Here is a 24,939-nt window from a genome sequence, read left to right as displayed (position 1 = left end):
CGTCGGCTGCGGCGGATGCCGCGGCGCCCGCGGCCCGATCCCCTCCCCGACACCGTAGAGGGGATGCGCCGCCGCCCGGCAGCGGGCACCATGGCAGACGATGACTTCTGATCCCGAACCCGGCCCCGGGCGCCCGGCCGATCCCGGCGCCAACGCGATGACCGACCGCTTCCGCCGGGTCGGCGAGCGGATCCTCGACGCACTGCTGGAGGACGACCCGGAGTGGGCGTCGCAGCTGGGCGACGCCCGCTTCGCCGACCGGCTCACCGACCGCTCCGAAGAGGCCGACGCCGGCCGCGCCGGGCTGCTCGCCGACGCCCTGGGCGCCCTCGACGAGATCGACGACACCCTGCTGCCGCCGGACGACCGGGTCGACCTGGAGACGCTGCGCCTGCGGGTCAGCGCCGACCTGTGGCGCGACACCGAGCTGCGCCCGCACACCTGGGACCCGCTGGCCTCGCTCCCCGGGGAGGCCCTCGACCTGCTCATCGAGCGGGACGGCACGCCGCCCGCCGAGCGGCTCACCGCGCTGGCCGGCCGCTGCGCCGAACTCCCCGGCCGGCTGGAGACCGCGCGGGCCCGGCTCGGCTCCGGGCCGGGCATGCCCCGGGTGCACGCGGAGACCGCCGCCGCCCGCGCCCGCGGGCTGGCCGGGATGCTGGCCCGGCTGGAGGAGGCGCCCGGCGCCCCGCTGGAGCGCGAGCCGGCGCTGCGCGGCCCGGTCGAGGCGGCGCGCGACGAGGCCGCCGCCGCGCTGCTCGAACACGGGGCGTGGCTGCTGGCCCGGGCCGAGGAGTCCGACGCCGACCCGAGGCTGGGCGAGCGCGGCTACGCCGCCCGCCTCTGGTACGAGCTGGACTGCGAGATCACCCCGGACACCCTGCTGGTCCGCGCGGAGAGCGACCTGATCGCGCTGGAGGAGCGGATCGCCGAGCTGGCCGCCGAGCACGAGGGCCGGCCCCGCCGGCCCGGCCAGGCCCGCGAAGTGCTGGACCGGATCGCGGCGGAGAGCGCCACCGGCCCGGAGACCGGCCGCGACGTGCGCGCCGTCTGCGAGGAGGCGCTGGAGCACCTGCGCGCCCGGGTCCCCGAGGCCGGCATCGCCACCGTTCCGGAGCTGCCGGTGCGGGTGGCGCCGATGCCCGAGTCGCGGCGCGGCGCCGCGGCCGGCTACTGCGACCCGCCCGGCCCGCTGGCCCCGCGCACCGGCGGGGCGACCGTGGTCGCGGTCGCGCCGCCGCCCGGCGACTGGCCGGAGGAGCGCAGGCGCTCCTTCCACCGGGAGTACTGCGTCCCGATGCTGCGCGAGTTCATGGCGCACGAGGCGCTGCCCGGCCACGCCCTGCAGCTGGCGCACGCGGCCGGCCGCACCGGCGGCACCCGGATCCGCCGGGCGCTGCGCAGCGGGCCGTTCGTGGAGGGCTGGGCGCTGCACGCCGAGACCCTGCTCGCCGAGGAGGGCTGGGGCCTGCCGGAGCGCGAGGAGCGGGAGATCCGGCTGATGAACCTGAAGATGCGGCTGCGCGCCGCGGTCAACGCGGTGCTGGACGTCCGGGTGCACGCGCACGGCATGACCGAGGGGGAGGCGATGCGGCTGCTGGTGGAGCGCGGCCACTGCGAGGAGGCCGAGGCGGCCGGGAAGTGGCGCCGGGCGCTGCTCACCAGTGGGCAGCTCGCCACCTACCAGGTGGGCCACGCCGAGGTCGCCGCGCTCGCCGCGGACCTGGCCGCGGCCCGCCCCGGCGCCTCCCGCGCCGCCCTCGGCGACGCCCTGCTCGCGCACGGCTGCCCCGCCCCCCGCCACCTGCGCGCCCTGCTGGGGCTGTAGCCCCGGAGAGGAGCGGTCGGCGGCGCCGGCGGGGCGGGCTCCGGTCCCGCCGGCGGCGGAGTCCGCGCCAGGTCATCGGGGAACGCGGCCGGCGGGGCCGCTCCCCGGTGCAGGCCGCCCTCTCCCATCGGCGGCCAGAGGCTCCGCCGCCGGCCGGGCCCGGTACGGGCGGCGCGGAGCCGCGCCCAGAACGCCCCGGGGCCGTGCCGAGCCGGCGGGGTCGGCGGACGCCGGAAAGGCGGAGCCCCGCCCTCCTCCCGGGGAGGGCGGGGCTCCGGCGGAGCGCCGCTAGGCGACCGCGTTCATGCACCACACGATCCACGGCAGCCCGACCAGGTCGATCAGGACCGCGCCGGCCAGCGGGACGACCAGGAAGGCCTTCTCCGAGCGCACCCCGAACCGCTGGTTGAAGGCGCTCATGTTGGCCATGGCGTTGGGCGTGCCGCCCAGGCCGTGGCCGATCATGCCGGCCGCCATGGTCGCGGCGTCGTAGCCCCGGCCCAGCAGCCGGAAGACCACGAAGACCACGAAGGCCGCGATCACCAGGACCTGCACCGCGAGGATGCCGAGCAGCGGCAGCGCCAGCGCGTACAGCTCCCAGATCTTCAGGCTCATCATCGCCATGGTCAGGAAGAAGCCCAGGGTCAGCGAGGAGACCACCTCGACCGCGCCGGCGTCCAGCCGGACCAGGCGGAACCGGTCGTTGAGGTTGCGCACCAGCACCGCGACGGCCATCGCGCCGACGTAGTCCGGCAGCACGAACCCGGTCGCGGCCCCGAACCACTGGCCCAGCGCGATCCCGGCCACCATGATCACGCCGATCAGTGCGGCGGTGGGCAGCAGCTGGGCGTACCCGGCGGCCTCGGCGGGGGAGCGGCCCTCGTCCGCGCCGGCGGGGCCGCCCGCGGAGGGGCTCCCGCCGTCCGCGCCGACCGGGACCGGGGCGGAGGACGCGGCGGGGACCGCCACCCGGTACCGCTTGACCAGCCAGCCGGCCAGCGGGCCGCCCAGCAGGCTCCCCGCGACCAGGCCGAAGGTGGCCGAGGCGACGGCGACCGCGGTCGCGCCGTCGGCGCCCATCCCCTCGGCGGTGGGGCCGAACGCGGCGGCGGCGCCGTGCCCGCCCTCCAGGCTCACCGCGCCGGCCATGACGCCCAGCAGCGGGTCCACGCCGAGCAGCTCGGCCATGCCGATGCCCACGGCGTTCTGCGCGACCGCCAGCGCCCAGCAGGCCAGCAGGTAGACGACGAGCAGCCGCCCGCCCTTGCGGAGCAGCGACAGGCTCCCGGACAGGCCCACCGTGGTGAAGAACGCGATCATCGCGGGCGCCTGCAGCGAGGTGTCGAACTCCACCGTCGCGGTGCCGGTCTCGCGCAGCGCCAGCAGGATCAGGGCGAAGGCGAAGCCTCCGATCACCGGGCCGGGGATGCTGAACCGCTCCAGGAAGCCGATCCGGCGCCGGGCGGCCTCGCCGAGCAGCAGCAGGACCCCGGCCAGGGCCGAGCTCTGCACCAGGTCCAGGCTGAGTTCGAGGTTCATGCCGGGCACCGCCCGGCGACCGCGCGGTCGATCATCCGGGCCGCGACGCGGGCGGTGCGGCCGTCGGCGTCCAGGGACGGGTTGAGCTCGGCGACGTCGAACAGGGCGAGCCGGCCGGAGGCGGCGACGGTCTCGATGACCGCCTGGACCACCTCGGGGGCCACGCCGAGGGCGGCCGGGGCGCTCACCCCCGGGGCCACCCAGGCGGGCAGCACGTCCAGGTCCAGGGTGAGGTAGACGTCGTCCACCGACGCGGTGAAGGCGCGGACGAAGTCCAGCACCTTCTCCAGCGCGAGCGGGGAGCACGCGTCGTCGGTCAGGTACTCCGCCCCCAGCTCCGCGGCGCGGCCGAAGAGCGCGCCGGTGTTGGCGGTCCGGGAGATCCCCACCGCCGCATAGCGGAAGTCCCGGCCCCGGGCCCGCTCGTCCCGGGCGATCTGCAGGAACCCGGTGCCGGAGGTGGGCACCGGCTCCTCGCGCAGGTCGAAGTGGGCGTCCAGGTTGAGCACGCCCAGGGTGCGCTGCCGGTCGGGGCCCAGGCCGGAGTCGAGCCCGAGGTAGCTGGCGTAGGCGACCTCGTGGCCGCCCCCCAGCACGACCGGGAAGTGGCCGCCGGCCATCGCCCCCGCGACGGCCTCGCCCAGCGCCCGCTGCCCGGCCTCCAGGTCGCCGTCGTCGACGCGCACGTCGCCGCCGTCGTAGAGCGGGGCGGGGGAGTGCAGGGCCAGCGGTGCCAGGGCGCGGCGCAGCGCGTCCGGGCCCTCGGCGGCGCCGGTGCGGCCCTTGTTCCGCCGGACGCCCTCGTCGCTGGCGAAGCCGATGAGCGCGGTGCCGGGCTCCGCGGCGCGGGCCAGCGGCCGCACCGCCCCGTGCCAGCGCAGGTGCTCGGGCCCGGGGCCGTCGTCGCGGCCGGTCCACTGGGGGGGATCCACCCTGATCAAATCGTTCCTCCACTGAGGTCGCGGGCCGCCTCCTTGACGAGGCGGACGTAGTGCGGGCGGCGCTGCGCGGTGTGCGCGGCGGGCGCCATCAGCGTGACGGTGCCGACCAGGGCGCCCCCGGCGTCCAGCACCGGTGAGCTGGCGCCCCAGACGCCCTGGTCCAGCGCGCTCTCGCTGACCGCCACGGCCTGCCGGCGCACCTCGGCGTGCTCGGCCTCCAGCTCGCGGACCCGGCCCGGGGGCAGCCCGTAGGCGGAGTAGACCGCCTCGCGCCGCGCTTCGGGCAGGTGCGCCAGGAGCGCCTGGGCGGTGGCGCCGCGGAGCAGGGGCTGGGTGGCGCCGCGGGTGTAGCAGCAGCGCAGCACCCTGGACCCTTCGACGGAGTCCACGCACAGGGCCTCGGTGCCGACCGGGACCATGAAGGCGGCGAGCTCGCCGGACTCCCGGGAGAGCCGGGCCAGCCGCGGGCCGATGGCGGTGCGCTCCAGCGCGCCGGCGCGGTACCGCTCGGCGAACTGGACCGCGACCGGTCCGGCGGCGTAGCCGTCCGGGCGGCGCCGGACGAAGCCGGAGGCGGTGAGCCGGTCCAGCAGCCGGTAGACGGTGCTCTGCGGTATCCCGGAGGCCTCGCTGATCCGCGCGGCGGTCAGCGACTCCTCGCGGGCGAAGAGCAGCAGGACGCGGAGCAGCCGGTCGGCGGTGCGCCCGTCGTTCCCGCCGCGTGCGTCCGCGGTCATGGCACCTCCCCTCCCGGCCCGGGTCCGAGCCCCGGACGCCCGGGGCCGGGTCACTCTACGAACCGGACAACCTGCAAGAAAAGGGTGAATTCTCGCCTGGTGGGAATGGTAGCCGCGCAGGTCGGGCGGGTCGGACTTATGTGCTGCTTATCCGCGGGCCACTAGCCTCTTGGCGCCCCGTGCCCGTTACCCATGACCGGAGCTGTCCCCCTAATGGCAACCGACCTCATCATCGGCTTCCTCACCCTGACCGTGCTGGAGATCGTCCTCGGGATCGACAACCTGGTCTTCATCTCGATCCTCGCCGACAAGCTCCCCGCCCACCAGCGGGACAAGGCACGGCGGCTGGGCATCGGGCTGGCGCTGATCAGCCGGCTGGCGCTGCTCGCCTCGATCACCTGGATCATGAAGCTGACCACGCCGCTGTTCACCCTCTTCGGGCACGACTTCTCCGGCCAGTCGCTGATCCTGCTCATCGGCGGCCTCTTCCTGATCGGCAAGGCCACCTTCGAGATCCACGAGAGCCTGGAGGGCGAGGAGGGCCACGCCGGATCCAAGGTCCGGGCCGCCTTCGGCGCCGTGCTGCTCCAGATCGTCGCCCTCGACCTGGTCTTCTCCCTGGACTCGGTGATCACCGCGGTCGGCATGATCGGCGACAAGCCCGGCGGCATCTGGGTGATGGTCGCCGCCGTGGTGATCGCCGTGATCGTGATGCTGGTCGCCTCCGGCCCGCTGGCCCGGTTCGTGCAGACCCACCCCACCGTCAAGATGCTCGCCCTGGCGTTCCTGCTGCTGATCGGCACCACCCTGGTCGCCGACGGCCTCGGCTTCCACGTGCCCAAGGGCTACATCTACACCGCCATGGGCTTCTCGCTCCTGGTGGAGGTGCTCAACCTCCTCGCCAAGCGGAAGAAGTCCGCTCCGGTCAAGCTCTCCAACCGGTACGCCGAGACGGAGGAGGCCGGCGCGGCCGCCGCAGAGGGCTCCGGCAAGGACTGACCGGGGCCGACCCCGCCGGGTCCCCGTGCTCCGCGGGAGCACGGGGACTCCTATGCTTGGGGCACGGAAGCCGTACAGGGAAAGGCGTCCGGTCCGGGCGCCGGACCGGACTGGAATCGAGCGTGCGATGAGCGGTGCAGAGCAGCAGGGCGCCCCGGCCGGGGCCGGGACCGACCCCGACGGGGTCCAGCGGCTGTGGACCCCGCACCGGATGGCCTACATCAAGGGCGAGGACCGGCCCACCGGCCCCGCCGCGGACGACGGCTGCCCGTTCTGCCGCGCCCCCGGCCTGCCCGACGAGGAGGGCCTGGTCGTCCACCGCGGCGAGCTCGCCTACGCGGTGCTCAACCGCTACCCCTACAACAGCGGCCACCTGCTGATCTGCCCCTACCGCCACGTCTCCGGCTACACCGACCTGGACGAGGACGAGACCGCGGAGGTCGCCCGGCTCACCCGGCAGGGCATCGAGGCGATGCGCGCCGCCTACCGGCCGCAGGGCTACAACGTCGGGATGAACCTGGGCTCGGCCGCGGGGGCGGGCATCGCCGCCCACCTGCACCAGCACATCGTCCCCCGCTGGGGCGGGGACACCAACTACATGCCGGTGATCGGGCAGACCAAGGTGCTCCCCGAGATGCTGGAGCAGAGCCGCGCCGCGCTCACCGCGCACTGGCCGGAGCCCTGACGCCCGGACGACGAGGCCCTACGGAGGCGGCACCACGATGACCGAGACCCACCCGGCCCCGCGCGGCCCGGTACTCGTCTACGACGGCGACTGCGGGTTCTGCACCTCCAGCGCCCGGCTGGCCGAGCGGCGGCTGGCGGCCGGGGTGCGGGCCGTGCCCTGGCAGCGGGCAGGCCTGCCCGAGGCCGCCGAGCGCAGGGCGCAGGAGGAGGTCCTGCTGCTCCACCCCGACGGCCGCCGGGTCTGGGGCGGCTCCGACGCGGTGGCGGTCCTGCTGATCACCGGCCCGCACCGCGCCCTGCGGCCGCTGGGCCTGCTGCTCCGCGCACCCGTGCTGCGCGGTGTCGGCGCCGCCGCCTACCGCTGGGTGGCGCGGAACCGGCACCGGATGCCGGGCGGGACGCCGGCCTGCTCGGTGGGGTCCGCGCCCTGAGGCGGGGCGGCTCGCCGACGGGTCCCCTACGCCCTACGATCTTGAGAAGCCATGCTGAGAATCCTGCGCCCCGCGATCTCCCGGATGACGCGGCCCATCGGCCGAGGACTGGCCCGGATCGGTGTCACCGCCAACATGGTGACGCTGGTCGGGACCCTCGGGGTGGTCGCCTCGTCCTTCTACTTCCTGCCCCGCGGCGAGCTCTTCCCAGGAGCGGTCGCGATCACCGTCTTCGTGCTGTTCGACATGCTCGATGGGGCGGTGGCCCGCGCCGCGGGCTTCGAGACCAAGTGGGGGGCCTTCCTCGACTCCACCCTCGACCGGGTCGCCGACGCCGCCGTGCTGGGCGGCCTGGTCATCTGGTTCTACGGCCAGGCCGATGAGCCGCTGCTCGGCGGGCTCGCGCTGTTCTGCCTGGTCGCCGGGTTCGGGGTCTCCTATATCAAGGCCCGCGCCGAAGGGCTCGGGGTCAACTGCGATGTGGGCCTGGCCGAGCGCACCGAGCGGCTCATCGTCATCCTGGTCTCCACCGCCCTGGCCGGCCTCGACGTGCCCTACGCCCAGGCCGCCGGGCTGTGGCTGCTGGCCGCGCTGAGCGCGATCACCATCGTCCAGCGCATGGTGGAGACCCGCGCCCGGCTCACCGAGCCGGGCTCCCGGTCGAGGGAGTACAGCTGATGGAGGAGAGGACCGCGGCCGCGGCCTATGCCGCCGGGTGGCGGCTGGTGCGCGAGCTCCCGGAGAGGCCGGGGCGGGCCGCGTTCCGGTCGATGGCCGACACCGCCTGGCGCCGCCGGGGCCCCGGTGTGCTCCGCCTGGAGGCCAACCTGCGCCGGGTGGCCGGCCCCGCCGTCACCGCACCCCAGCTGCGCGCGCTCTCCCGCGCGGGGATGCGCTCCTACCTGCGCTACTACTACGAGATGTTCCGGCTTCCCGCCCTCGACGCGGAGACCCTGGACGCGCGCACCCGCGCCACCGGGGTGGAGGCCCTCGAAGCGCACGTCCGCTCCGGGCGGGGCGTGGTCGCGGCGCTGCCGCACATGGGCAACTGGGACCACGCCGGAGCCTGGATCACGCTGCGCGGGGTCCCGCTGACCACCGTCGCCGAGCGGCTCCGCCCGCCCGAGGTGTTCGACCGCTTCGTCGACTTCCGCACCGGCCTGGGCATGGAGGTGCTGCCGCTCACCCCGGCCGAGGCCGCCGCGGGCGCTCCCGGGGGCGGCACCGCCGGCCGGCTCGCCCGCCGGTTGCGCGAGGGCCGACTGGTCTGCCTGCTGGCCGACCGCGACCTCACCGCGGGCGGCGTGGACGTGGAGTTCTTCGGCGAGGCCGCGCGGATGCCGGCCGGCCCTGCGGCGCTGGCCGAGCGGACCGGCGCCGCGCTGATGCCGGTCTCGCTCTGGTACGACGGGCCGCTGCTCCGCATCGAGGTGCACGACGAGGTCCCCGTCCCCGACCTGGCCGACCGGCGGGACCGGGTGCGCGCGATGACCCAGGGGCTGGCCGGTGTCTTCCAGGACCGGATCGCCGAGCACCCGGAGGACTGGCACATGCTGCAGCGGGTGTTCACCGCCGACCTCGCCGCACCGCCGCCCGGCGCGTACGCCCCGGAGGCGGCGCCGCCGGCCGATAGCGTGGATGCCGCTGCGGGCGGTGGTGTCGGCCGGAGGCGGTGATCCGCATGCGGATGCGCAGGGCAGCGGTCTGGAGGGGGGCGCCCCGCAGGGCCTCCTCCGGGGGTGCCCCGTCCGATGGCCGGTCCGCGGCCGACGGGGCGCGAGAGGACGGCGCCGCGGCCCGGAGGACCTGGCCTGAGGGGGACGGCCGGCGCCGGAAGAGCGGTGCCGCGCCCCGTGGCGCCCCGCCCGAGGAGGACGGCGGGCGGCGGCAGGGGGGATCCGCGGCCCATGGAGCCCTCTCCGAGGGGGCCGCCGAGCGGCGGGAGAGCGAGCCCGTGGCCCGGACGGCCTCGTCCGCGGATGCCGCGGGGCGGCGGGAGAGTGGGACTGTGGCCCGGGGGGCCTCCTTTGAGGGTGGTGGTGGGCGACGGGAGGAGGCGGCTGTGGCCCGGAGGGCCTCCTTTGAGGGTGGTGGTGGGCGACGGGTGGGCCTGGTCTGCCCCTACACCTGGGACGTCCCCGGCGGCGTCCAGCAGCACGTCGGCGACCTGGCCGAGGCCCTCATCGGACTGGGGCACCGGGTCTCGGTCCTGGCGCCGTGCGACACCGGTGCGGAAGGGCTGCCGGACTTCCTGGTGCCCGCCGGCCGGGCGGTCCCGGTGCCCTACAACGGGTCGGTGGCCCGGCTCTCCTTCGGGGTGCGCGCCGCCGCGCGGGTCCGCCGCTGGGTCCGCGACGGCGCCTTCGACGTGCTGCACGTGCACGAGCCGGCCGCGCCCAGCCTCTCCCTGCTGGCCTGCTGGGTGGCGGAGGGGCCGATCGTGGCGACCTTCCACACCTCCAACCCGCGGTCCAGGGCGATGGCGGCCTCCGCGGCGGCGCTGCGCACCGCGCTGGAGAAGATCAGCGGCCGGATCGCGGTCTCCGAGGCGGCCCGCCGGACCCTGGTGGAGCACCTCGGCGGCGACGCGGTGCTCATCCCCAACGGGGTGGCGGTGCACCGCTACGCCGGCGCCGAGCCGCTGCCCGGCTGGCCGGGGGAGGGCGGCGCCATCGGCTTCCTGGGCCGCCTGGACGAGCCGCGCAAGGGGCTGGGCGTGCTGATGGAGGCGTTCGCGAGGCTCGCCCCGGACCGCCCCGGGCTGCGGCTGCTGCTCGCCGGGCCGGGCGACGCCGAGGCGGCCGCCGCCCGGCTGCCCGCTGAGCTCCGCCCCCGGGTGGTCTCGCTGGGCCGGGTCTCCGAGCAGGACAAGGCGCGCGCCTACCGGTCGGTGGACGTGTTCTGCGCGCCCAACCTCGGCGGGGAGAGCTTCGGCATCGTGCTCACCGAGGCGATGTCGGCCGGCGCGCCCGTGCTGGCCAGCGACATCCCGGCGTTCCGCAGCGTGCTCGCCGAGGGTGCGGCCGGCGAGCTGTTCCCGGTCGGCAGGGCCGACGCGCTGGCCGAGCGGGCCGCGGCCCTGCTGGACGACCCGGCGCGCCGCTCCGAGCTGTCCGCGGCGGCCGGCCGGGCGGTGCGCGCCTACGACTGGTCCACCGTCGCCGCGGACGTGGCCCGGGTCTATGAGACGGTGCTGCCGCCGGGGACCGCTTCCGGGCCGGTCACGGTCGGCGGCGAGGGGGCGCGCTAGGCCATGGCGGAATGGGTCTCCGCGGCCAGCACGCTGCTGGCGGTGCTGGTCATGGTCTCCTTCTACGTCTCCTGGCGGGCGAGCCGGCTGGACCGGCTGCACACCCGGGTGGAGACCGCGCACGCCGCGCTGCAGGCCGCGCTGAACCGGCGCTCGGCCGTGGTGGTCGAGCTGGCCGCGGTCGGCGGCCTGGAGCCTGCGTCCGCGGTGCTGCTCGCCGAAGCGGCCGGCACCGCGCACCGGGCCTGGGCCGACGGCGGGGCCGGGCCCGGAGGCGGGTCCGGGCGGGTCCGGGCCGAGCGGGAGCTGGCCGAGAGCGACCTGTCCCGGGCGCTGCGCGCCGTGGTGGAGCGGACCGACCTGGATCCGGGGGTGCGAGGGGAGGTGGACGCGGCGGCCAAGCGGGTGCTGCTGGCCCGCCGGTTCTACAACGACGCGGTCGCCCAGACCCGCCAGGCCCGCTCCGGACGCCTGGTCCGGCTCTTCCGCCTGGCCGGCCGGGCCGGGCTGCCGGAGTTCTTCGAGATGGACGACGAGCCCCCGGCGCTCCCGCCGGGCTGAGCCGCCCCCGATGCCGGGGTCAGGAGTGACCTGACTGACAGAGTGGCATAACAGGACCGCAGATCATGCCGATATGTCCTGAAGAGTGCTTCTTGCCGTGAACTAGCATGGTGAGCGGGACCGAGGCGGACGGCGCGTCGCGTCGCCGCCGAGCGTCCGCCAGCACACGCATCCTCCGCGCACGGCGCCGACACCGCCTGCGCTTTCGAACATGGAGTCCGCCACCGTGGCCAACACCGCTGAGAACACCGCCGAGAAGACGGTCGGCACCACCCGCGTGAAGCGCGGGATGGCAGAGCAGCTCAAGAACGGCGTGATCATGGACGTGGTCACCCCGGAGCAGGCCAGGATCGCCGAGGACGCCGGCGCCGTCGCGGTCATGGCCCTGGAGCGGGTGCCCGCCGACATCCGCAAGGACGGCGGGGTCGCGCGCATGTCCGACCCCGACATGATCGACGGCATCATCGAGGCCGTCTCCATCCCCGTCATGGCCAAGGCCCGGATCGGCCACTTCGTCGAGGCCCAGGTCCTGCAGTCGCTCGGGGTCGACTTCATCGACGAGTCGGAGGTCCTCACCCCGGCCGACGAGGCCCACCACATCGACAAGTGGGCGTTCACCGTCCCGTTCGTCTGCGGCGCCACCAACATCGGCGAGGCGCTGCGCCGCATCGCCGAGGGCGCGGCGATGATCCGCTCCAAGGGCGAGGCCGGCACCGGCAACGTCGTCGAGGCCACCCGGCACATGCGCTCGATCCGCTCCGAGATCAAGCGGCTGGGCACCCTGGACGAGGCCGAGCTGTTCGGCGCCGCCAAGGAGATGCGCGCACCCTACGAGGTCGTCAAGGAGGTCGCCGAGCTGGGCAAGCTCCCGGTGCCGCTGTTCTCCGCCGGCGGCGTGGCCACCCCGGCCGACGCGGCCCTGATGCGCCAGCTCGGCGCGGAGAGCGTCTTCGTCGGCTCGGGCATCTTCAAGTCCGGCGACCCGGCCAAGCGCGCCGACGCGATCGTCCAGGCCACCCTGCACTACCAGGACCCGGGCGTGATCGCCAAGGTCTCCCGCGGCCTGGGCGAGGCGATGGTCGGCATCAACCTGGACGAGCTGGACGAGTCCCAGCGCTACGCCGGGCGCGGCTGGTAGCCTCGCCCGCCGTTCCCCCGCCGACCGCGGCCGGCGCCGGCCGCGGTCGGCCCATTCCGTGAGCAGCCGATAGCAGTGAGGTCGACGCTTGTCCGCACAACCCGTCATCGGAGTGCTCGCCCTGCAGGGCGACACCGAGGAGCACCTGCGCGTCCTGCGCGGGATCGGCGCCACCGCGGTGCCCGTCACCGCCCCCGGCGAGCTCGACCAGATCGAGGGGCTGGTCCTGCCCGGCGGCGAGTCGACCACCATGTCCAAGCTGGCCGTCCGCTACGGCCTGCTGGACCCGCTGCGCAAGCGCGTCCGGGCCGGCCTCCCGGTCTACGGCACCTGCGCGGGCATGATCCTGCTCGCCGACCGTATCCTGGACGGCGCCGCCGACCAGTGCACCGTCGGCGGCATCGACATGACGGTGCGGCGCAACGCCTTCGGCCGGCAGACCGAGTCCTTCGAGGGGTCGGTCGGCATCGACGGGGTGGACGGCGGCCCGGTGGACGCGGTGTTCATCCGGGCGCCCTGGGTGGAGTCGGTGGGCCCCGGCGTGGGCGTGCTCGGACGGCTCCCCGCAGACGACGGGGCTGCCGGTAGGATCGTCGCGGTACGACAGGGGAGCCTGCTGGCCACCTCATTCCATCCCGAACTCACCGGGGACGCGCGTATCCACGGACTCTTCGTCGACATCGTGAAAGGAACGGCATGAGCGGCCACTCCAAGTGGGCCACCACCAAGCACAAGAAAGCCGCCATCGACGCCAAGCGGGGCAAGCTCTTCGCCAAGCTGATCAAGAACGTCGAGGTGGCCGCGCGCACCGGAGGCGGCGACCCGGACGGCAACCCGACCCTCTACGACGCCATCCAGAAGGCCCGGAAGAACTCGGTCCCGCTGGACAACATCGAGCGCGCCCGCAAGCGCGGCTCCGGTGAAGAGGCCGGCGGCGCCGACTGGCAGACCATCATGTACGAGGGCTACGCCCCCGGCGGCGTCGCGCTCCTGGTGGAGTGCCTGACCGACAACCGCAACCGCGCCGCCTCCGAGGTGCGCGTCGCGGTCACCCGCAACGGCGGCAATATGGCCGACGCCGGCTCGGTGTCCTACCTGTTCAACCGTAAGGGCGTGGTGCTGGTCTCCAAGGAGAGCGCCACCGAGGACGACGTCACCCTGGCCGCCCTGGAGGCCGGCGCGGAGGACGTCAACGACCTCGGCGAGTCCTGGGAGGTGGTCAGCGAGGCCTCCGACCTGGTCGCGGTCCGCACCGCCCTGCAGGAGGCCGGCATCGACTACGAGTCCGCCGAGACCTCCTTCCTGCCCAGCATGGAGATCCCGCTGGGCGAGGAGGACGCCAAGAAGGTGCTGCGCGTGGTCGACGTGCTGGAGGACTCCGACGACGTGCAGAACGTCTACACCAACGCCGACATCCCCGACGAGGTGATGGAGAAGATCGGCTGAGGTCCGCAGTACGGCACGGCCCTGCCACCGGCGCGGTGGCGGGGCCGCCGTCGTATAGGCTCGGTACTCTGCGAACGGGCGTTCGAGGAGGGGGACACGAGGTGCGGGTGCTGGGGATCGACCCCGGGCTGACCCGGTGCGGGGTCGGAGTCGTCGAGGGGGCCGTCGGGCGGCGGCTCGAACTGCTCGGCGCCGACGCGATCCGCACCGACCACGGGACCGACCTCCCGCTGCGGCTGCTCGGCATCGAGCGCGGCATCGAGGAGTGGCTGGACGCCTACGAGCCCGACGCCGTCGCGGTGGAGCGGGTCTTCGCCCAGCACAACCTGAGCACCGTGATGGGCACCGCGCAGGCCAGCGGGATCGCCATGGTGTGCGCGGCGCGCCGCGGCCTGCCGGTGGCGCTGCACACCCCCAGCGAGGCCAAGGCCGCCATCACCGGCAGCGGCCGCGCCGACAAGGCGCAGATGGGCGCCATGGTGGCGCGCATCCTCCGCCTGGAGGGCCCGCCGAAGCCGGCCGACGCCGCGGACGCCGTCGCACTGGCCATCTGCCACATCTGGCGCGGCGGGGCCCAGGACCGGGTCGCCCGCGCCACCCGGGAATTCGCCCGCAAGGTCGAGCTGGCCCGCGCCTCGCGCGGGCAGGGGAGGGGTCCGCGCCCGTGATCGCGTTCCTGACCGGCCGGGTGGCCGGCCGCGGCGGCGGTACCGCCGTCATCGACGTCGGCGGGGTGGGCATGACCGTGCAGTGCACCCCGGCCACCCTGGCCCGGCTCCGGGTGGGGGAGACCGCCACCGTCGCCACCTCGCTGGTGGTCCGGGAGGACTCGCTCACCCTCTACGGCTTCGCCGACGCCGACGAGCGGGACGTCTTCGAGCGGCTGCAGACCGCCTCCGGCGTCGGCCCCCGGCTGGCCCTGGCGATGCTGGCGGTGCACACCCCCGAGGCGCTGCGCAAGGCCGTGGCCGCCGAGGACACCGCCGCGCTCACCGCCGTCCCGGGCATCGGCCGCAAGGGCGCCCAGCGCATCGTGCTGGAGCTGCGGGACAAGCTCGGCGACCCGTCCGGCGCGATGGAGGACGGCCCGGCCGCTGCCGCGCCGCGGGCGCCCGCGCACTGGCGCCCGCAGGTGGTCGCCGGCCTGACCGGCCTGGGCTGGTCGGCCCGGGACGCCGAGGCCGCCGCGGACGCGGTGGCCCCCCAGACCGGCGAGGACCCCGACGTCGCGGCGCTGCTGCGCGCCGCGCTGCGCAAGCTGAGCAGGGCCTGAACCCCGGAGAAGGAGCCACCGACCCCTCATGGACGACCACGAGCGCGGCATCGTCTCCCCCGGTGCCGACCTGGAGGAGCGCGACCTGGAGGGGGCGCTCCGCCCCCGCCTGCTGGAGGACTTCGTCGGCCAGGACCGGGTCCGCGAGCAGCTCTCCCTGGTGCTCAGCGGCGCGCGCAACCGCGGCAGGGCCCCGGACCACATCCTGATGTCCGGCGGCCCCGGCCTGGGCAAGACCACGCTGGCCATGATCGTCGCCGCCGAGCTGGGCGCGCCGCTGCGGATCACCTCCGGGCCTGCCATCGAGCGCTCCGGCGACCTGGCCGCGGTGCTGTCCACCCTGCAGGAGGGCGAGGTGCTCTTCCTGGACGAGATCCACCGGATGGCCCGCCCCGCCGAGGAGATGCTCTACGTCGCGATGGAGGACTTCCGGGTCGACGTGATGGTCGGCAAGGGGCCCGGGGCCACCGCGATCCCGCTGGACATCGCCCCGTTCACCCTGGTCGGCGCCACCACCCGGGCCGGGCTGCTGCCCGCCCCGCTGCGCGACCGGTTCGGCTTCACCGCGCACATGGACTTCTACGACGCGGCCGACCTGGAGCTCATCGTGGCCCGCTCGGCGCGGCTGCTCGGCGTCGAGCTGGAGGCGGACGCGGCGGCCGAGGTGGCGGGCCGCTCCCGGGGCACGCCGCGGATCGCCAACCGGCTGCTGCGCCGGGTCCGCGACTACGCCGAGGTGCGCGGCGACGGCCGGCTCGACCTCCGGGTGGCCCGCGCCGCGCTGGCCCTCTACGAGGTCGACGAGCGCGGCCTGGACCGGCTGGACCGGGCGGTGCTGGACGCGCTGCTGCGCCGGTTCCGCGGCGGCCCGGTGGGGCTGTCCACGCTCGCGGTGTCGGTGGGGGAGGAGCCGGAGACGGTCGAGGTGGTCGCCGAGCCGTTCCTGGTCCGCGCCGGCCTGATCGCCCGCACCCCGCGCGGCCGGGTCGCCACCCCCGAGGCCTGGGAGCACATGGGGGTCGAACCGCCCCAGGGCCTCACCCCCTAGACCGCCGGCGGAGGGGCGGTGGAGCCTCTCCAGGTGCGGGGAGGGATAGGGTGGCCGGTGGGGAACGCGGGGGCGTACCCGTTCGTTCCCACTCGGCGTGACGCCGAGCCGCCGCCCGCCGAAGGCGCGGCGGCGGCCGCGAAATACACCAGGAAGGACGCCCCCGTGCAGGGCAACATCATTCTCGCCCAGTCCGCCGCGGCAGGTGGCGGCGCCATGCAGTCGATCCTGATGATCGCACTGCTGGTGATCGTGTTCTGGCTGCTCATCATCCGGCCGCAGCAGCGGCGGCGCAAGCAGCACATGGAGATGCAGAGCCGGCTGAGCCCCGGCCAGGAGGTGCTGACCCAGGCCGGCTTCTACGGCACCGTCGTCGAGATCCGCGACAACGAGGTCGAGCTGGAGATCTCCCCCGGCTCGCGGATCCGGATCCTCAAGGCCGGCATCGCCGAGGTCGTCCCCGAGCCGGGCGCCGGCGACGACACCCCGGTCGAGGACCGCCCGGACTTCCCCGGATCCGACTCGGACTCCGACTCCGACGGTTCCGGCGACAAGAAGTAGCCGCGCCCGCGGCGACCGGGGGTGCCGGCGGCGCGTCCGCGCGCCGCCGGCACCCCGCCCCACGAGCAGGAGAGAACGCACCGACATGCCCGCCGACGCAGACCTCGACGCGGTGATCAAGGCCGGGATCCGCGACATCCCCGACTTCCCCAGCGAGGGGGTGCTGTTCAAGGACATCACCCCGCTGCTGGCCGACCCGGCCTCGCTGCGCGCGGTGGTCGCGGCCCTCGCCGACCCGCACCGCGCGGGCGGCGTCGACGCGGTGGTCGGCCTGGAGGCCCGCGGCTTCATCCTCGCCGCACCGGTCGCGCTGGAGCTGGACGCGGGCTTCGTCCCGGTGCGCAAAGCGGGGAAACTGCCCGCCGAGACCTACCGCGAGTCCTATGATCTGGAGTACGGAACGGCGACCGTGGAGATGCACGTCGACGCGATCGCGCCGGGGGACCGCGTGCTGATCGTGGACGACGTCCTGGCCACCGGCGGCACCGGACGGGCCGCGGTGGACCTGGTCCGCAAGGCCGGTGGTACGGTCGTTGGATTCTCGGTCCTGCTGGAGCTCGGGTTCCTCAGCGGCCGTGGGAAACTGACCGACGTGGACGTCTCCGCGCTCACCGCCGCCTGACCCGCGCCGCGCACGCGGCCCGCCCGAAGGCCCTGACATGCGGCGATACCGTATGAACCGGGCATTACACTTGCGGGCATACTCCACCGGTGCAGGCGTGTTGAACCAGGTGAGCCGTTCGTGCACGAACAGGCCGGCGGGTCGCCGGACGATCGGGCGGACCCCCGCACCGACGGCCCCCGGGACAGCCGCGGGAGGGATGCCCATGCAAGGCGAGGTGACACCGACCGAGGCGGTCCTGGACCGGTCGCCCGAGCACGAGCCCTGTCCCGCGGGCGCCGCGCCCGGCGCGGCGCCCGCAGAGTCCCAGAAGGCCGGAGAAGAGCGGGCGGAGCAGCCGAAAGCGGCTCCGGAGACCCGCCCCGGCCCGTCCTCCAGTGTGCGTGTGCGCCGCAGGCTCGCGCGCCTCGGCGCCCAGCGGGGGGTGACCATGAACCCGGTCCTCGAACCACTGATCAAAACCGTCCGGGCGACGCATCCCAAGGTCGACGTGCGGCTGATCGAGCGGGCCTACGAGGTCGCCGCCCACTACCACCGGGACCAGAAGCGCAAGAGCGGCGACCCCTACATCACGCACCCGCTCGCGGTCGCCACCATCCTCGCCGAGCTGGGCATGCAGGAGCCCACCCTGGCGGCGGCGCTGCTGCACGACACCGTCGAGGACACCCCCTACACCCTGGACCGGCTCCGCGGCGACTTCGGCGACGAGATCGCCGAGCTGGTCGACGGCGTGACCAAGCTGGACAAGGTCAAGTACGGCGAGGCCACCCAGGCCGAGACGGTGCGCAAGATGGTCGTGGCGATGTCCCGCGACATCAAGGTCCTGGTGATCAAGCTCTGCGACCGGCTGCACAACATGCGCACGCTGCGCTACCTGCCGCAGGCCAAGCGGGAGAAGAAGGCCCGCGAGACGCTGGAGATCTTCGCCCCGCTCGCCCACCGCCTGGGCATGAACACGATCAAGTGGGAGCTGGAGGACCTCGCCTTCGCGACCATCTACCCCAAGCGGTTCGACGAGATCGCCCGCCTGGTCGCCGAGCGCGCCCCGCGCCGCGACATCTACCTGCAGGACGTCATCGAGGCGGTCTCCGCCGACCTGCGCGAGGCCAGGATCAAGGCCACGGTGCGCGGCCGGCCCAAGCACTACTACTCGATCTACCAGAAGATGATCGCCCGCAACTGCGGCTTCGACGAGATCTACGACCTCGTCGCGGTGCGGGTGCTGGTGGACAGCGTCCGCGACTGCTACGCGGCGCTCGGCACGATCCACGCGCGGTGGAACCCGGTCCCCGGCCGGTTCAAGGACTACATCGCGATGCCGAAGTTCAACATGTACCAGTCGCTGCACACCACGGTCATCGGGCCCTCCGGCAACCCGGTGGAGCTGCAGATCCGCACCCGCGCCATGCACCGGCGCGCCGAGTACGGCATCGCCGCGCACTGGAAGTACAAGGAGGACCGGGTCTCCGGCAAGGAGGGCGGCAAGGCCAAGGGCGCCGGCGACATGGCCTGGCTGCGCCAGCTCATCGACTGGCAGCAGGAGACCAAGGACCCCGGCGAGTTCCTGGAGTCGCTCCGCTTCGACCTGTCGGTGCAGGAGGTCTTCGTCTTCACCCCGCAGGGCGACGTCATCTCGCTGCCGCAGGGCGCCACCCCGGTCGACTTCGCCTACGCGGTGCACACCGAGGTCGGCCACCACACCGTCGGCGCCCGGGTGAACGGGCGGCTGGTCTCGCTGGAGAGCGAGCTGAGCAACGGCGAGACGGTGGAGATCCTCACCTCCAAGGCGCCCGACGCCGGGCCGAGCCGGGACTGGCTCAACTTCGTCAAGAGCGCGCGGGCCCGGAACAAGATCCGGCAGTGGTTCACCAAGGAGCGCCGCGAGGCCGCGATCGAGCAGGGCAAGGACGCCATCGCCCGGGTGATGCGCAAGCAGGAGCTGCCGATCAAGCGGCTGTTCAGCGGCGAAGCGCTGATCGCGCTCGCCCGCGACCTGCGCTACTCCGACGTGGACGCGCTCTACGCTGCGGTGGGGGAGAACCACGTCAGCGCGCAGAGCGTGGTGCAGAAGCTGGTGGAGTCGCTCGGCGGCATCGAGAGCGCCGAGGAGGACATCGCCGAGTCGGCGCTGCCCACCCAGGCCCCGCCGCGGCGCCGCCCGGCCGGCGGGTCCGGTGTGGTCGTCGAGGGCGACCCGGACGTGTGGGTCCGGCTCTCCCGGTGCTGCACCCCGGTGCCGGGCGACCCGATCGTCGGCTTCGTCACCCGCGGCAACGGGGTGTCGGTGCACCGCAGGGACTGCGTCAACACCCGGGCCCTGGACCCGGAGCGGATGGTCGACGTGGAGTGGCGCCCGGGGGAGTCCTCCATGTTCCTGGTCGCCCTGCAGGTGGAGGCGCTGGACCGGTCCCGGCTGCTCTCCGACATCACCCGGGTCCTCTCCGACCAGCACGTCAACATCCTGTCGGCGACCGTGCAGACCAGCAGGGACCGGGTCGCGCTGAGCCGGTTCACCTTCGAGATGGCCGACCCCACCCACCTGGGCCACGTGCTCAAGGCGGTGCGCGGGGTGGACGGCGTCTACGACGTCTACCGGCTGAAGAACTGACCGCCGGAGGCCCGCAGGCAGGGGGATCCGCGGCCGGAGCGCCGGCCTCCGGGCGCCCCGCCGCGGGCGGTGCGGCGGTACCGCGCGGGCCGGGGTGCTAGGCGCCCGGGCCGCGGACCGGCAGACTGCTGCCATGAGGAAGTTCTCACTGGACGCGCTGGCCCGGCGGCACCTGGAGCAGGCGGCGGGTGCCGCGTCGGGGCGCAGCGCCGAGACGGTCTACGGCGGCCACGAGCGCACCCTGCGCCAGACCCTGATCGCGCTCACCGCCGGAAGCGCGCTGGGGGACCACCCCAACCCGGGGGACGCCACGGTCGCGGTGCTCCGCGGCCGGGTGGAGCTGACCACCGAGGCGGACTCCTGGGAGGGCCGCACCGGCGACATGCTCATCGTCCCCGAGGAGAAGCACGGCCTGCGCGCCCTGGAGGACTCGGTGGTCCTGCTCAGCGTCGCCAAGACCTGACCGCCGCCGAGACCCGCCCGCCCTGGGCCGAGCGGGCGCGCAGGCCCGGCCCGAAGGCCCGCGGCGCGCCGGCCCGGACGCCTCGGCGCATCCGATCGGCGGGGTCGGGCCGGACGGGGCGGAGCCTCCGCGGACCGGCCGGGCGGTTCCGCCGGGGTGCAAGGCGCCCTCGCCAGACCGGAAGGCGCTCGGCCCGCGGTCGGCGCACCGGGCCGCGGGCGGCCGCTCGGATTCGGCCGGTGCCCGCCGGTCCGGCCCCTGCCCGCCCCTCCGCACCAGGGGCCGCGGGGTGCGGGAGCGGGGAAACGGAGCGGGCCCCCGCCGCATGCGGCGAGGGCCCGGGTGCTGCGGCGCGCGGCGCCGTCAGCTCATCTCCTCCAGCGCCTTCTCGGCCTCCTGCAGCCAGGAGCGCCGGGTGGCGATGCCGTCCTCCAGGTCGCGCACCTTCCGGTCGTCGCCGGCGGCGCGCGCCTTGTCCAGCTTCTTCTCCATGTCCTCCAGGGAGCCGCGGAGCTGGTCCACGGTGGCCTGGGCGCGCGCCCGGGCCTCCGGGTTGGTGCGCCGCCACTCCTTCTCCTCGGCGCGGCGCACCTCCTCCTCGATCCGGCGGAAGGCGCCCTCCAGGCGGTCCCGGGAGTCCCGGGGCAGCTGGCCGGCCTCCTCCCAGGCCTCCTGGTAGTCCCGGAGCCGGGCGCGGGCCCTGCGCGGGTCGGAGATGGACGGCAGCTCCTGCTCGGCCTCGGCCAGGATCTTCTCCTTGGCCTCGGCGTTCACCCGAAGCTCGGCGTCGCGCTCGGCGAACACCGCGTTGCGGGCCTGGAAGAAGGAGTCCTGGGCGGCCTTGAACCGGGCCCACAGCCGGTCCTCGCTGGCCCGGTCGGCGCGGCCGCTGGCCTTCCAGCGCTGCATCAGCTCGCGGTAGCGGCCCGAGGTGGGGCCCCACTCGGTGGAGCCGGTGAGCTCCTCGGCCTCCGCCACGATCCGCTCCTTGGCCTCGCGGACCTCCTCGCGCTGGGCGTCCAGCCCGGCGAAGTAGGCCTTGCGCCGCTTGGAGAAGGAGTTGCGCGCGGCGGACATCCGCTTCCACAGCGCCTGCTCGGTGGGCCGGTCGGCGCGGGGCGCCGCCTTCCACTCGTCGATCAGCGCGCGCATCCGCTCGGCGCCGGACTTCCAGTGCGTGGTCTCCTCGGCCACCCGCTCGGCCTCGGCGACGATGCGCTCCTTGACCTCGCGGGCCTGGGTGCGGGCCTGCTCCTGGGCGTGCTTCTGCTCGACCTTGCGCTCCTCGGCCCGCTCGGCCAGCGCGTCCAGCCGGCGCAGCAGCGATTCCAGGTCGCCGACGGCGTGCGCCTCGCGAACCGCGGCGCGCAGCTTGTCCACCCCGGCCAGCGCCTGGGCGGCGGACAGGTCGGTGGTGCGCAGCCGCTTCTCCAGCAGTTCGACCTCGGTCACCAGCGAGTCGTACTTGCGGCGGAAGAAGGCCAGGGCCTCCTCCGGCGCGCCCGCCTGCCAAGACCCCACGACACGCTCGCCCTCGCTCGTGCGCACGTAGACCGTGCCGTCGTCGTCTACGCGGCCCCAGGGGTCGGTGGTCACCGTGTCCTCCAGCTGTGATGAGCCCGGCCGGGTTCGGCCGGGTCCGGTGTCGTCCGGGCGGTCGCGTCCGCGGCCACCGCCGTGACTATGCACGATATCCGTACGGTGGGCGGGATACCGACGCCGACCAATATGGCACCGCGGGGCCCATGGTGAAAGGGCGGTGCGGCCCCCGGTGACCTAATGGTGATCAACGGGTCGCCGGGCGGCGCCGGAAACGGTTCGCCGCAGGCGGGCGGCGTCGGTAGGCTCGGAGCGGCCGCTCGACAACCCAGTGAGGACACCCGGAAGCGAGGTCGCCGACCATCGTGCTCATCGCCGCCTTCCCCGCCGGCCCGCTCGCCGCGAACTGCTATGTGGCCGCGCCCGCGGCGGGGGCCGAGTGCGTCGTCGTCGACCCCGGGCAGCAGGCCGCCGAACCGCTGGAGGCGCTGCTCGCCGAGCACCGGCTCACCCCGGCGGCGGTGCTGCTCACCCACGGCCACTTCGACCACGTCTGGTCGGCCGCGCAGGTGGGCGACGCCTACGACGTGCCCGTCCTGCTGCACCCGGCCGACCGGGCCCTGCTCACCGACCCGGCCGCCGGGCTCGACCCGGCGCTGGCCGCGCAGCTGTCCGCGCTCATCCCGGGCGGCGCCCCGGGCGAGCCGAAGCGGCTGGCCGAGGCCTCCGACGGCCTCCGGACCGACCACGCGGGGCTGCCGGTCACCGTGCACCACGCCCCCGGGCACACCCCCGGCTCGGTCGCCTACGCCCTGGAGACCGGGGACGGCGAGCCCGACGTGCTGTTCACCGGGGACCTGCTGTTCGCCGGCTCCATCGGCCGCACCGACTTCCCCGGCGGCGACCACGCCGAGATCCTGCGCAGCCTGGAGCGCACCTGCCTGAGCAGGCCGGACGAGACCGAGGTGCTCCCCGGGCACGGCCCGCGCACCACCATCGGCCGGGAGCGGGCGACCAACCCGTTCCTGCGCGACGTCCGAGATAGCGGCGGCCGCTGACCGGCCCGCCCACCGGCGGACCGGGTCCCCGTGCACGTCAGGCATGATGGAAGGGCCGTCGCCGCGGCCCTTCGCCGCCGATAGATCCCAGATCAAGGAGAACCCCGTTGATCCGCACGCATGACGCCGGCGCGCTCCGCGCCGAGCATGCAGACGAGACCGTCGTCCTCGCCGGATGGGTGGCCCGCCGCCGCGACCACGGCGGCGTGGTCTTCCTCGACCTGCGCGACGCCTCCGGCGTCGTCCAGGTCGTGGTCCGCGAGGACGACCTCGCCCACGACCTGCGGGCCGAGTACTGCATCAAGGTCACCGGTTCGGTGCGGATCCGCCCGGAGGGCAACGAGAACCCGGAGATCCCCACCGGCGCGGTCGAGGTCACCGCCTCGGAGACCGAGGTGCTCAGCCCGGCGGCGCCGCTGCCGTTCCCGCTGGACGGCTCGCAGGAGATCGCCGAGGAGACCCGGCTGCGCTACCGCTACCTGGACATGCGCCGCCCCGAGCTGGCCGACGCGCTGCGCGTCCGCTCCACGGCCACCTACACGGTGCACGACGTCATGCGGGAGCTGGACTTCACCAACGTGGAGACGCCCTACCTGACCCGCTCCACCCCGGAGGGCGCCCGCGACTTCCTGGTCCCGGTGCGGCTGCAGCCCGGCAACTGGTACGCGCTGCCCCAGTCGCCCCAGCTGTTCAAGCAGCTGCTCATGGTCGGCGGGCTGGAGCGGTACTACCAGATCGCGCGCTGCTTCCGCGACGAGGACTTCCGCGCCGACCGGCAGCCGGAGTTCACCCAGATCGACATCGAGATGAGCTTCGTCGACCAGGAGGACGTCATCGCCGTCGGCGAGCGGATCGTCTCCCGGCTCTGGAGCGAGGTGCTGGGCTACGAGGTCCCGCTGCCGCTGCCCCGGATGCCGTTCGCCGAGGCGATGTCCCGCTACGGCTCGGACAAGCCGGACCTCCGGTTCGGGGTGGAGCTCACCGAGCTGACCGACTTCTTCGCCGACACCTCCTTCCGGGTCTTCCAGGCGCCCTACGTGGGCGCGGTGGTGATGCCCGGCGGCGCCTCGCAGACCCGCCGCGAGCTCGACGGCTGGCAGGACTGGGCCAAGGCGCGCGGCGCCAGGGGCCTGGCCTACGTGCTGGTGCAGCCGGACGGCTCGCTGGGCGGCCCGGTCGCCAAGAACCTCTCCGAGGCCGAGCGGTCCGGGCTGGCCGGCAAGGTCGGCGCCGAGCCCGGCGACGCGGTCTTCTTCGCGGCCGGCGAGCGCCGCGCCTCCCAGGAGCTGCTCGGCGCGGCCCGGCTGGAGATCGGCCGCCGGCTCGACCTGATCGACGAGTCGCAGTGGTCCTTCCTGTGGGTGGTCGACGCCCCGATGTTCGAGGAGGACGGCGAGGGCGGCTGGACCTCGGTGCACCACCCGTTCACCGGCCCCAAGCCGGAGTGGGCCGAGGAGTTCGACAAGGACCCGGGCAACGCGCTGGCCTACGCCTACGACATGGTCTGCAACGGCTCGGAGATCGGCGGCGGCTCGATCCGCATCCACCGCCCCGAGGTGCAGGAGCGGGTCTTCACCACCCTGGGCATCAGCCCGGAGGAGGCCCGGTCCAAGTTCGGCTTCCTGCTGGACGCCTTCGCCTTCGGCCCGCCCCCGCACGGCGGCATCGCCTTCGGCTGGGACCGCATCATCACCCTGCTCACCGGCGGCGAGTCGATCCGCGACGTCATCGCGTTCCCCAAGACGGCCTCCGGCGGCGACCCGCTGACCGGCGCGCCGACGCCGATCACCCCGGCGCAGCGCGCCGAGGCCGGCATCGACCACGACCCCGAGCAGGACGCCGGGGAGAAGAAGGAGTAGCCCTCCCGGGCCGCCGCGCGGCGGCCCTCCGGAGCGCACCGACCGGGGCCGCCGACGGCGGCCCCGGTTTTCCATTTCTGGTTAAAAGTCCGATTCAGGGATGGTAGTTCGGCAATTTCGGGAGCGGCGCGGGGAATAGCGGAACGGCGACGGAATCGGTCGCGACACGTCCGGTTTCGGCCGTTCTCCCGGGTGTTTTCCACTCCGGAATCCGGTTCTCGGCGATCGGGGCGACTCGGCGCGAGCGGTGGGGGAGGCGTGGAACGGCCCCGGTCGCATACGGTGGTGCCGGACCGCGGATCCGCGGGGAGGGCGCCGCCGCCGGTGCACGAGGGGAACGGCGGGGCGCCG

Annotated in this window: 24 protein-coding genes; 20 read left to right on the top strand and 4 right to left on the bottom strand. The window is 74.7% G+C overall.

Annotation, left to right across the window (positions count from 1 at the left end; translation table 11 throughout):
• Window positions 1-157: 157 nt before the first annotated feature.
• Window positions 158-1,828 carry a DUF885 domain-containing protein gene (locus tag J0910_RS22640; protein WP_420162060.1) on the top strand — a complete coding sequence of 557 codons (1,671 nt, stop codon included), beginning with the start codon at window positions 158-160 and terminating at the stop codon, window positions 1,826-1,828.
• 288 nt (window positions 1,829-2,116) lie between these two features.
• On the opposite strand, the gene gltS is transcribed toward J0910_RS22640, so the two are convergent.
• The 3 genes from gltS to J0910_RS22625 are packed head-to-tail and all read right to left on the bottom strand — an operon-like array spanning window position 2,117 to window position 5,045.
• Complete coding sequence (gene gltS, locus J0910_RS22635; protein ID WP_420160549.1) at window positions 2,117-3,367, bottom strand: sodium/glutamate symporter; 1,251 nt, start codon at window positions 3,365-3,367, stop codon at window positions 2,117-2,119.
• The gene (gene hutG, locus J0910_RS22630; RefSeq protein WP_420160548.1) at window positions 3,364-4,299 is read right to left on the bottom strand and encodes a formimidoylglutamase; all 936 of its coding nucleotides are present in this window, start codon (window positions 4,297-4,299) and stop codon (window positions 3,364-3,366) included. The genes gltS and hutG overlap by 4 nt, the downstream gene beginning before the upstream one ends.
• A gap of 5 nt (window positions 4,300-4,304) precedes the next feature.
• On the bottom strand, window positions 4,305-5,045 hold the full coding sequence (locus tag J0910_RS22625; protein ID WP_420160547.1) for an IclR family transcriptional regulator: 741 nt from the start codon (window positions 5,043-5,045) through the stop codon (window positions 4,305-4,307).
• Between the two features lie 213 nt (window positions 5,046-5,258).
• Here J0910_RS22625 and J0910_RS22620 point away from each other — a divergent pair, with 213 nt between their 5' ends.
• The 17 genes from J0910_RS22620 (at window position 5,259) to J0910_RS22540 (ending at window position 20,132) form a co-directional block, all read left to right on the top strand.
• Window positions 5,259-6,044: a TerC family protein gene (locus J0910_RS22620; RefSeq protein WP_420160546.1), complete on the top strand. Its 786-nt coding sequence runs from the start codon at window positions 5,259-5,261 to the stop codon at window positions 6,042-6,044.
• Between the two features lie 127 nt (window positions 6,045-6,171).
• The gene (locus J0910_RS22615; protein ID WP_420160545.1) at window positions 6,172-6,729 is read left to right on the top strand and encodes an HIT family protein; all 558 of its coding nucleotides are present in this window, start codon (window positions 6,172-6,174) and stop codon (window positions 6,727-6,729) included.
• Window positions 6,730-6,766: 37 nt separating this feature from the next.
• A complete protein-coding gene (locus tag J0910_RS22610; RefSeq protein ID WP_420160544.1) occupies window positions 6,767-7,162 on the top strand; it encodes a thiol-disulfide oxidoreductase DCC family protein in 396 nt (131 codons plus the stop codon).
• 51 nt (window positions 7,163-7,213) lie between these two features.
• A complete protein-coding gene (gene pgsA, locus J0910_RS22605) occupies window positions 7,214-7,840 on the top strand; it encodes a phosphatidylinositol phosphate synthase (protein ID WP_420160543.1) in 627 nt (208 codons plus the stop codon).
• The gene (locus J0910_RS22600; RefSeq protein WP_420160542.1) at window positions 7,840-8,838 is read left to right on the top strand and encodes a phosphatidylinositol mannoside acyltransferase; all 999 of its coding nucleotides are present in this window, start codon (window positions 7,840-7,842) and stop codon (window positions 8,836-8,838) included. Before pgsA ends, J0910_RS22600 begins: the two co-directional genes overlap by 1 nt.
• 428 nt (window positions 8,839-9,266) lie before the next feature.
• Complete coding sequence (locus J0910_RS22595; RefSeq protein WP_420160541.1) at window positions 9,267-10,412, top strand: glycosyltransferase family 4 protein; 1,146 nt, start codon at window positions 9,267-9,269, stop codon at window positions 10,410-10,412.
• A gap of 3 nt (window positions 10,413-10,415) precedes the next feature.
• On the top strand, window positions 10,416-10,973 hold the full coding sequence (locus J0910_RS22590) for a LemA family protein (RefSeq protein WP_420160540.1): 558 nt from the start codon (window positions 10,416-10,418) through the stop codon (window positions 10,971-10,973).
• A gap of 211 nt (window positions 10,974-11,184) precedes the next feature.
• Window positions 11,185-12,111 carry a pyridoxal 5'-phosphate synthase lyase subunit PdxS gene (gene pdxS, locus J0910_RS22585; RefSeq protein WP_017595157.1) on the top strand — a complete coding sequence of 309 codons (927 nt, stop codon included), beginning with the start codon at window positions 11,185-11,187 and terminating at the stop codon, window positions 12,109-12,111.
• 88 nt (window positions 12,112-12,199) lie between these two features.
• Window positions 12,200-12,811, top strand: coding sequence for a pyridoxal 5'-phosphate synthase glutaminase subunit PdxT (pdxT, locus tag J0910_RS22580; RefSeq protein ID WP_420160539.1), 612 nt, complete (start codon window positions 12,200-12,202; stop codon window positions 12,809-12,811).
• Complete coding sequence (locus J0910_RS22575) at window positions 12,808-13,557, top strand: YebC/PmpR family DNA-binding transcriptional regulator (RefSeq protein WP_420160538.1); 750 nt, start codon at window positions 12,808-12,810, stop codon at window positions 13,555-13,557. The genes pdxT and J0910_RS22575 overlap by 4 nt, the downstream gene beginning before the upstream one ends.
• A 101-nt stretch (window positions 13,558-13,658) precedes the next feature.
• Entirely contained in the window at window positions 13,659-14,225 is a 567-nt protein-coding gene (gene ruvC / locus J0910_RS22570) for a crossover junction endodeoxyribonuclease RuvC (RefSeq protein ID WP_420160537.1), read from the top strand.
• On the top strand, window positions 14,222-14,830 hold the full coding sequence (gene ruvA, locus J0910_RS22565) for a Holliday junction branch migration protein RuvA (protein ID WP_420160536.1): 609 nt from the start codon (window positions 14,222-14,224) through the stop codon (window positions 14,828-14,830). The genes ruvC and ruvA overlap by 4 nt, the downstream gene beginning before the upstream one ends.
• Window positions 14,831-14,858: 28 nt before the next feature.
• The gene (ruvB, locus tag J0910_RS22560; RefSeq protein ID WP_420160535.1) at window positions 14,859-15,878 is read left to right on the top strand and encodes a Holliday junction branch migration DNA helicase RuvB; all 1,020 of its coding nucleotides are present in this window, start codon (window positions 14,859-14,861) and stop codon (window positions 15,876-15,878) included.
• A 165-nt stretch (window positions 15,879-16,043) separates the two neighbouring features.
• Window positions 16,044-16,439, top strand: a complete 396-nt coding sequence (gene yajC, locus J0910_RS22555; RefSeq protein WP_420160534.1) for a preprotein translocase subunit YajC — start codon at window positions 16,044-16,046, stop codon at window positions 16,437-16,439.
• Between the two features lie 85 nt (window positions 16,440-16,524).
• Window positions 16,525-17,061, top strand: a complete 537-nt coding sequence (locus J0910_RS22550) for an adenine phosphoribosyltransferase (RefSeq protein ID WP_420160533.1) — start codon at window positions 16,525-16,527, stop codon at window positions 17,059-17,061.
• 199 nt (window positions 17,062-17,260) lie between these two features.
• Window positions 17,261-19,669 (top strand): RelA/SpoT family protein, encoded by a 2,409-nt coding sequence (locus tag J0910_RS22545; RefSeq protein WP_420160532.1) that lies wholly within the window; start codon window positions 17,261-17,263, stop codon window positions 19,667-19,669.
• 133 nt (window positions 19,670-19,802) lie between these two features.
• Window positions 19,803-20,132 (top strand): cupin domain-containing protein, encoded by a 330-nt coding sequence (locus tag J0910_RS22540; RefSeq protein WP_420160531.1) that lies wholly within the window; start codon window positions 19,803-19,805, stop codon window positions 20,130-20,132.
• A 363-nt stretch (window positions 20,133-20,495) separates the two neighbouring features.
• On the opposite strand, the gene J0910_RS22535 is transcribed toward J0910_RS22540, so the two are convergent.
• Window positions 20,496-21,728: a DUF349 domain-containing protein gene (locus tag J0910_RS22535; RefSeq protein WP_420160530.1), complete on the bottom strand. Its 1,233-nt coding sequence runs from the start codon at window positions 21,726-21,728 to the stop codon at window positions 20,496-20,498.
• Between the two features lie 308 nt (window positions 21,729-22,036).
• On the opposite strand from J0910_RS22535, the gene J0910_RS22530 reads away from it, so the two are divergent.
• Both J0910_RS22530 and aspS read left to right on the top strand, forming a co-directional pair.
• Window positions 22,037-22,729, top strand: coding sequence for an MBL fold metallo-hydrolase (locus tag J0910_RS22530; protein WP_420160529.1), 693 nt, complete (start codon window positions 22,037-22,039; stop codon window positions 22,727-22,729).
• Window positions 22,730-22,836: 107 nt separating this feature from the next.
• Window positions 22,837-24,588, top strand: a complete 1,752-nt coding sequence (gene aspS, locus J0910_RS22525) for an aspartate--tRNA ligase (protein WP_420160528.1) — start codon at window positions 22,837-22,839, stop codon at window positions 24,586-24,588.
• The last annotated feature ends 351 nt before the right edge of the window (window positions 24,589-24,939 follow it).

The organism is Nocardiopsis oceanisediminis, from assembly GCF_048595525.1.
In the GTDB taxonomy this organism is placed as follows: Bacteria; Actinomycetota; Actinomycetes; order Streptosporangiales; family Streptosporangiaceae; genus Nocardiopsis_A; species Nocardiopsis_A oceanisediminis.
This window is presented reverse-complemented; position numbering and strand designations above follow the sequence as displayed.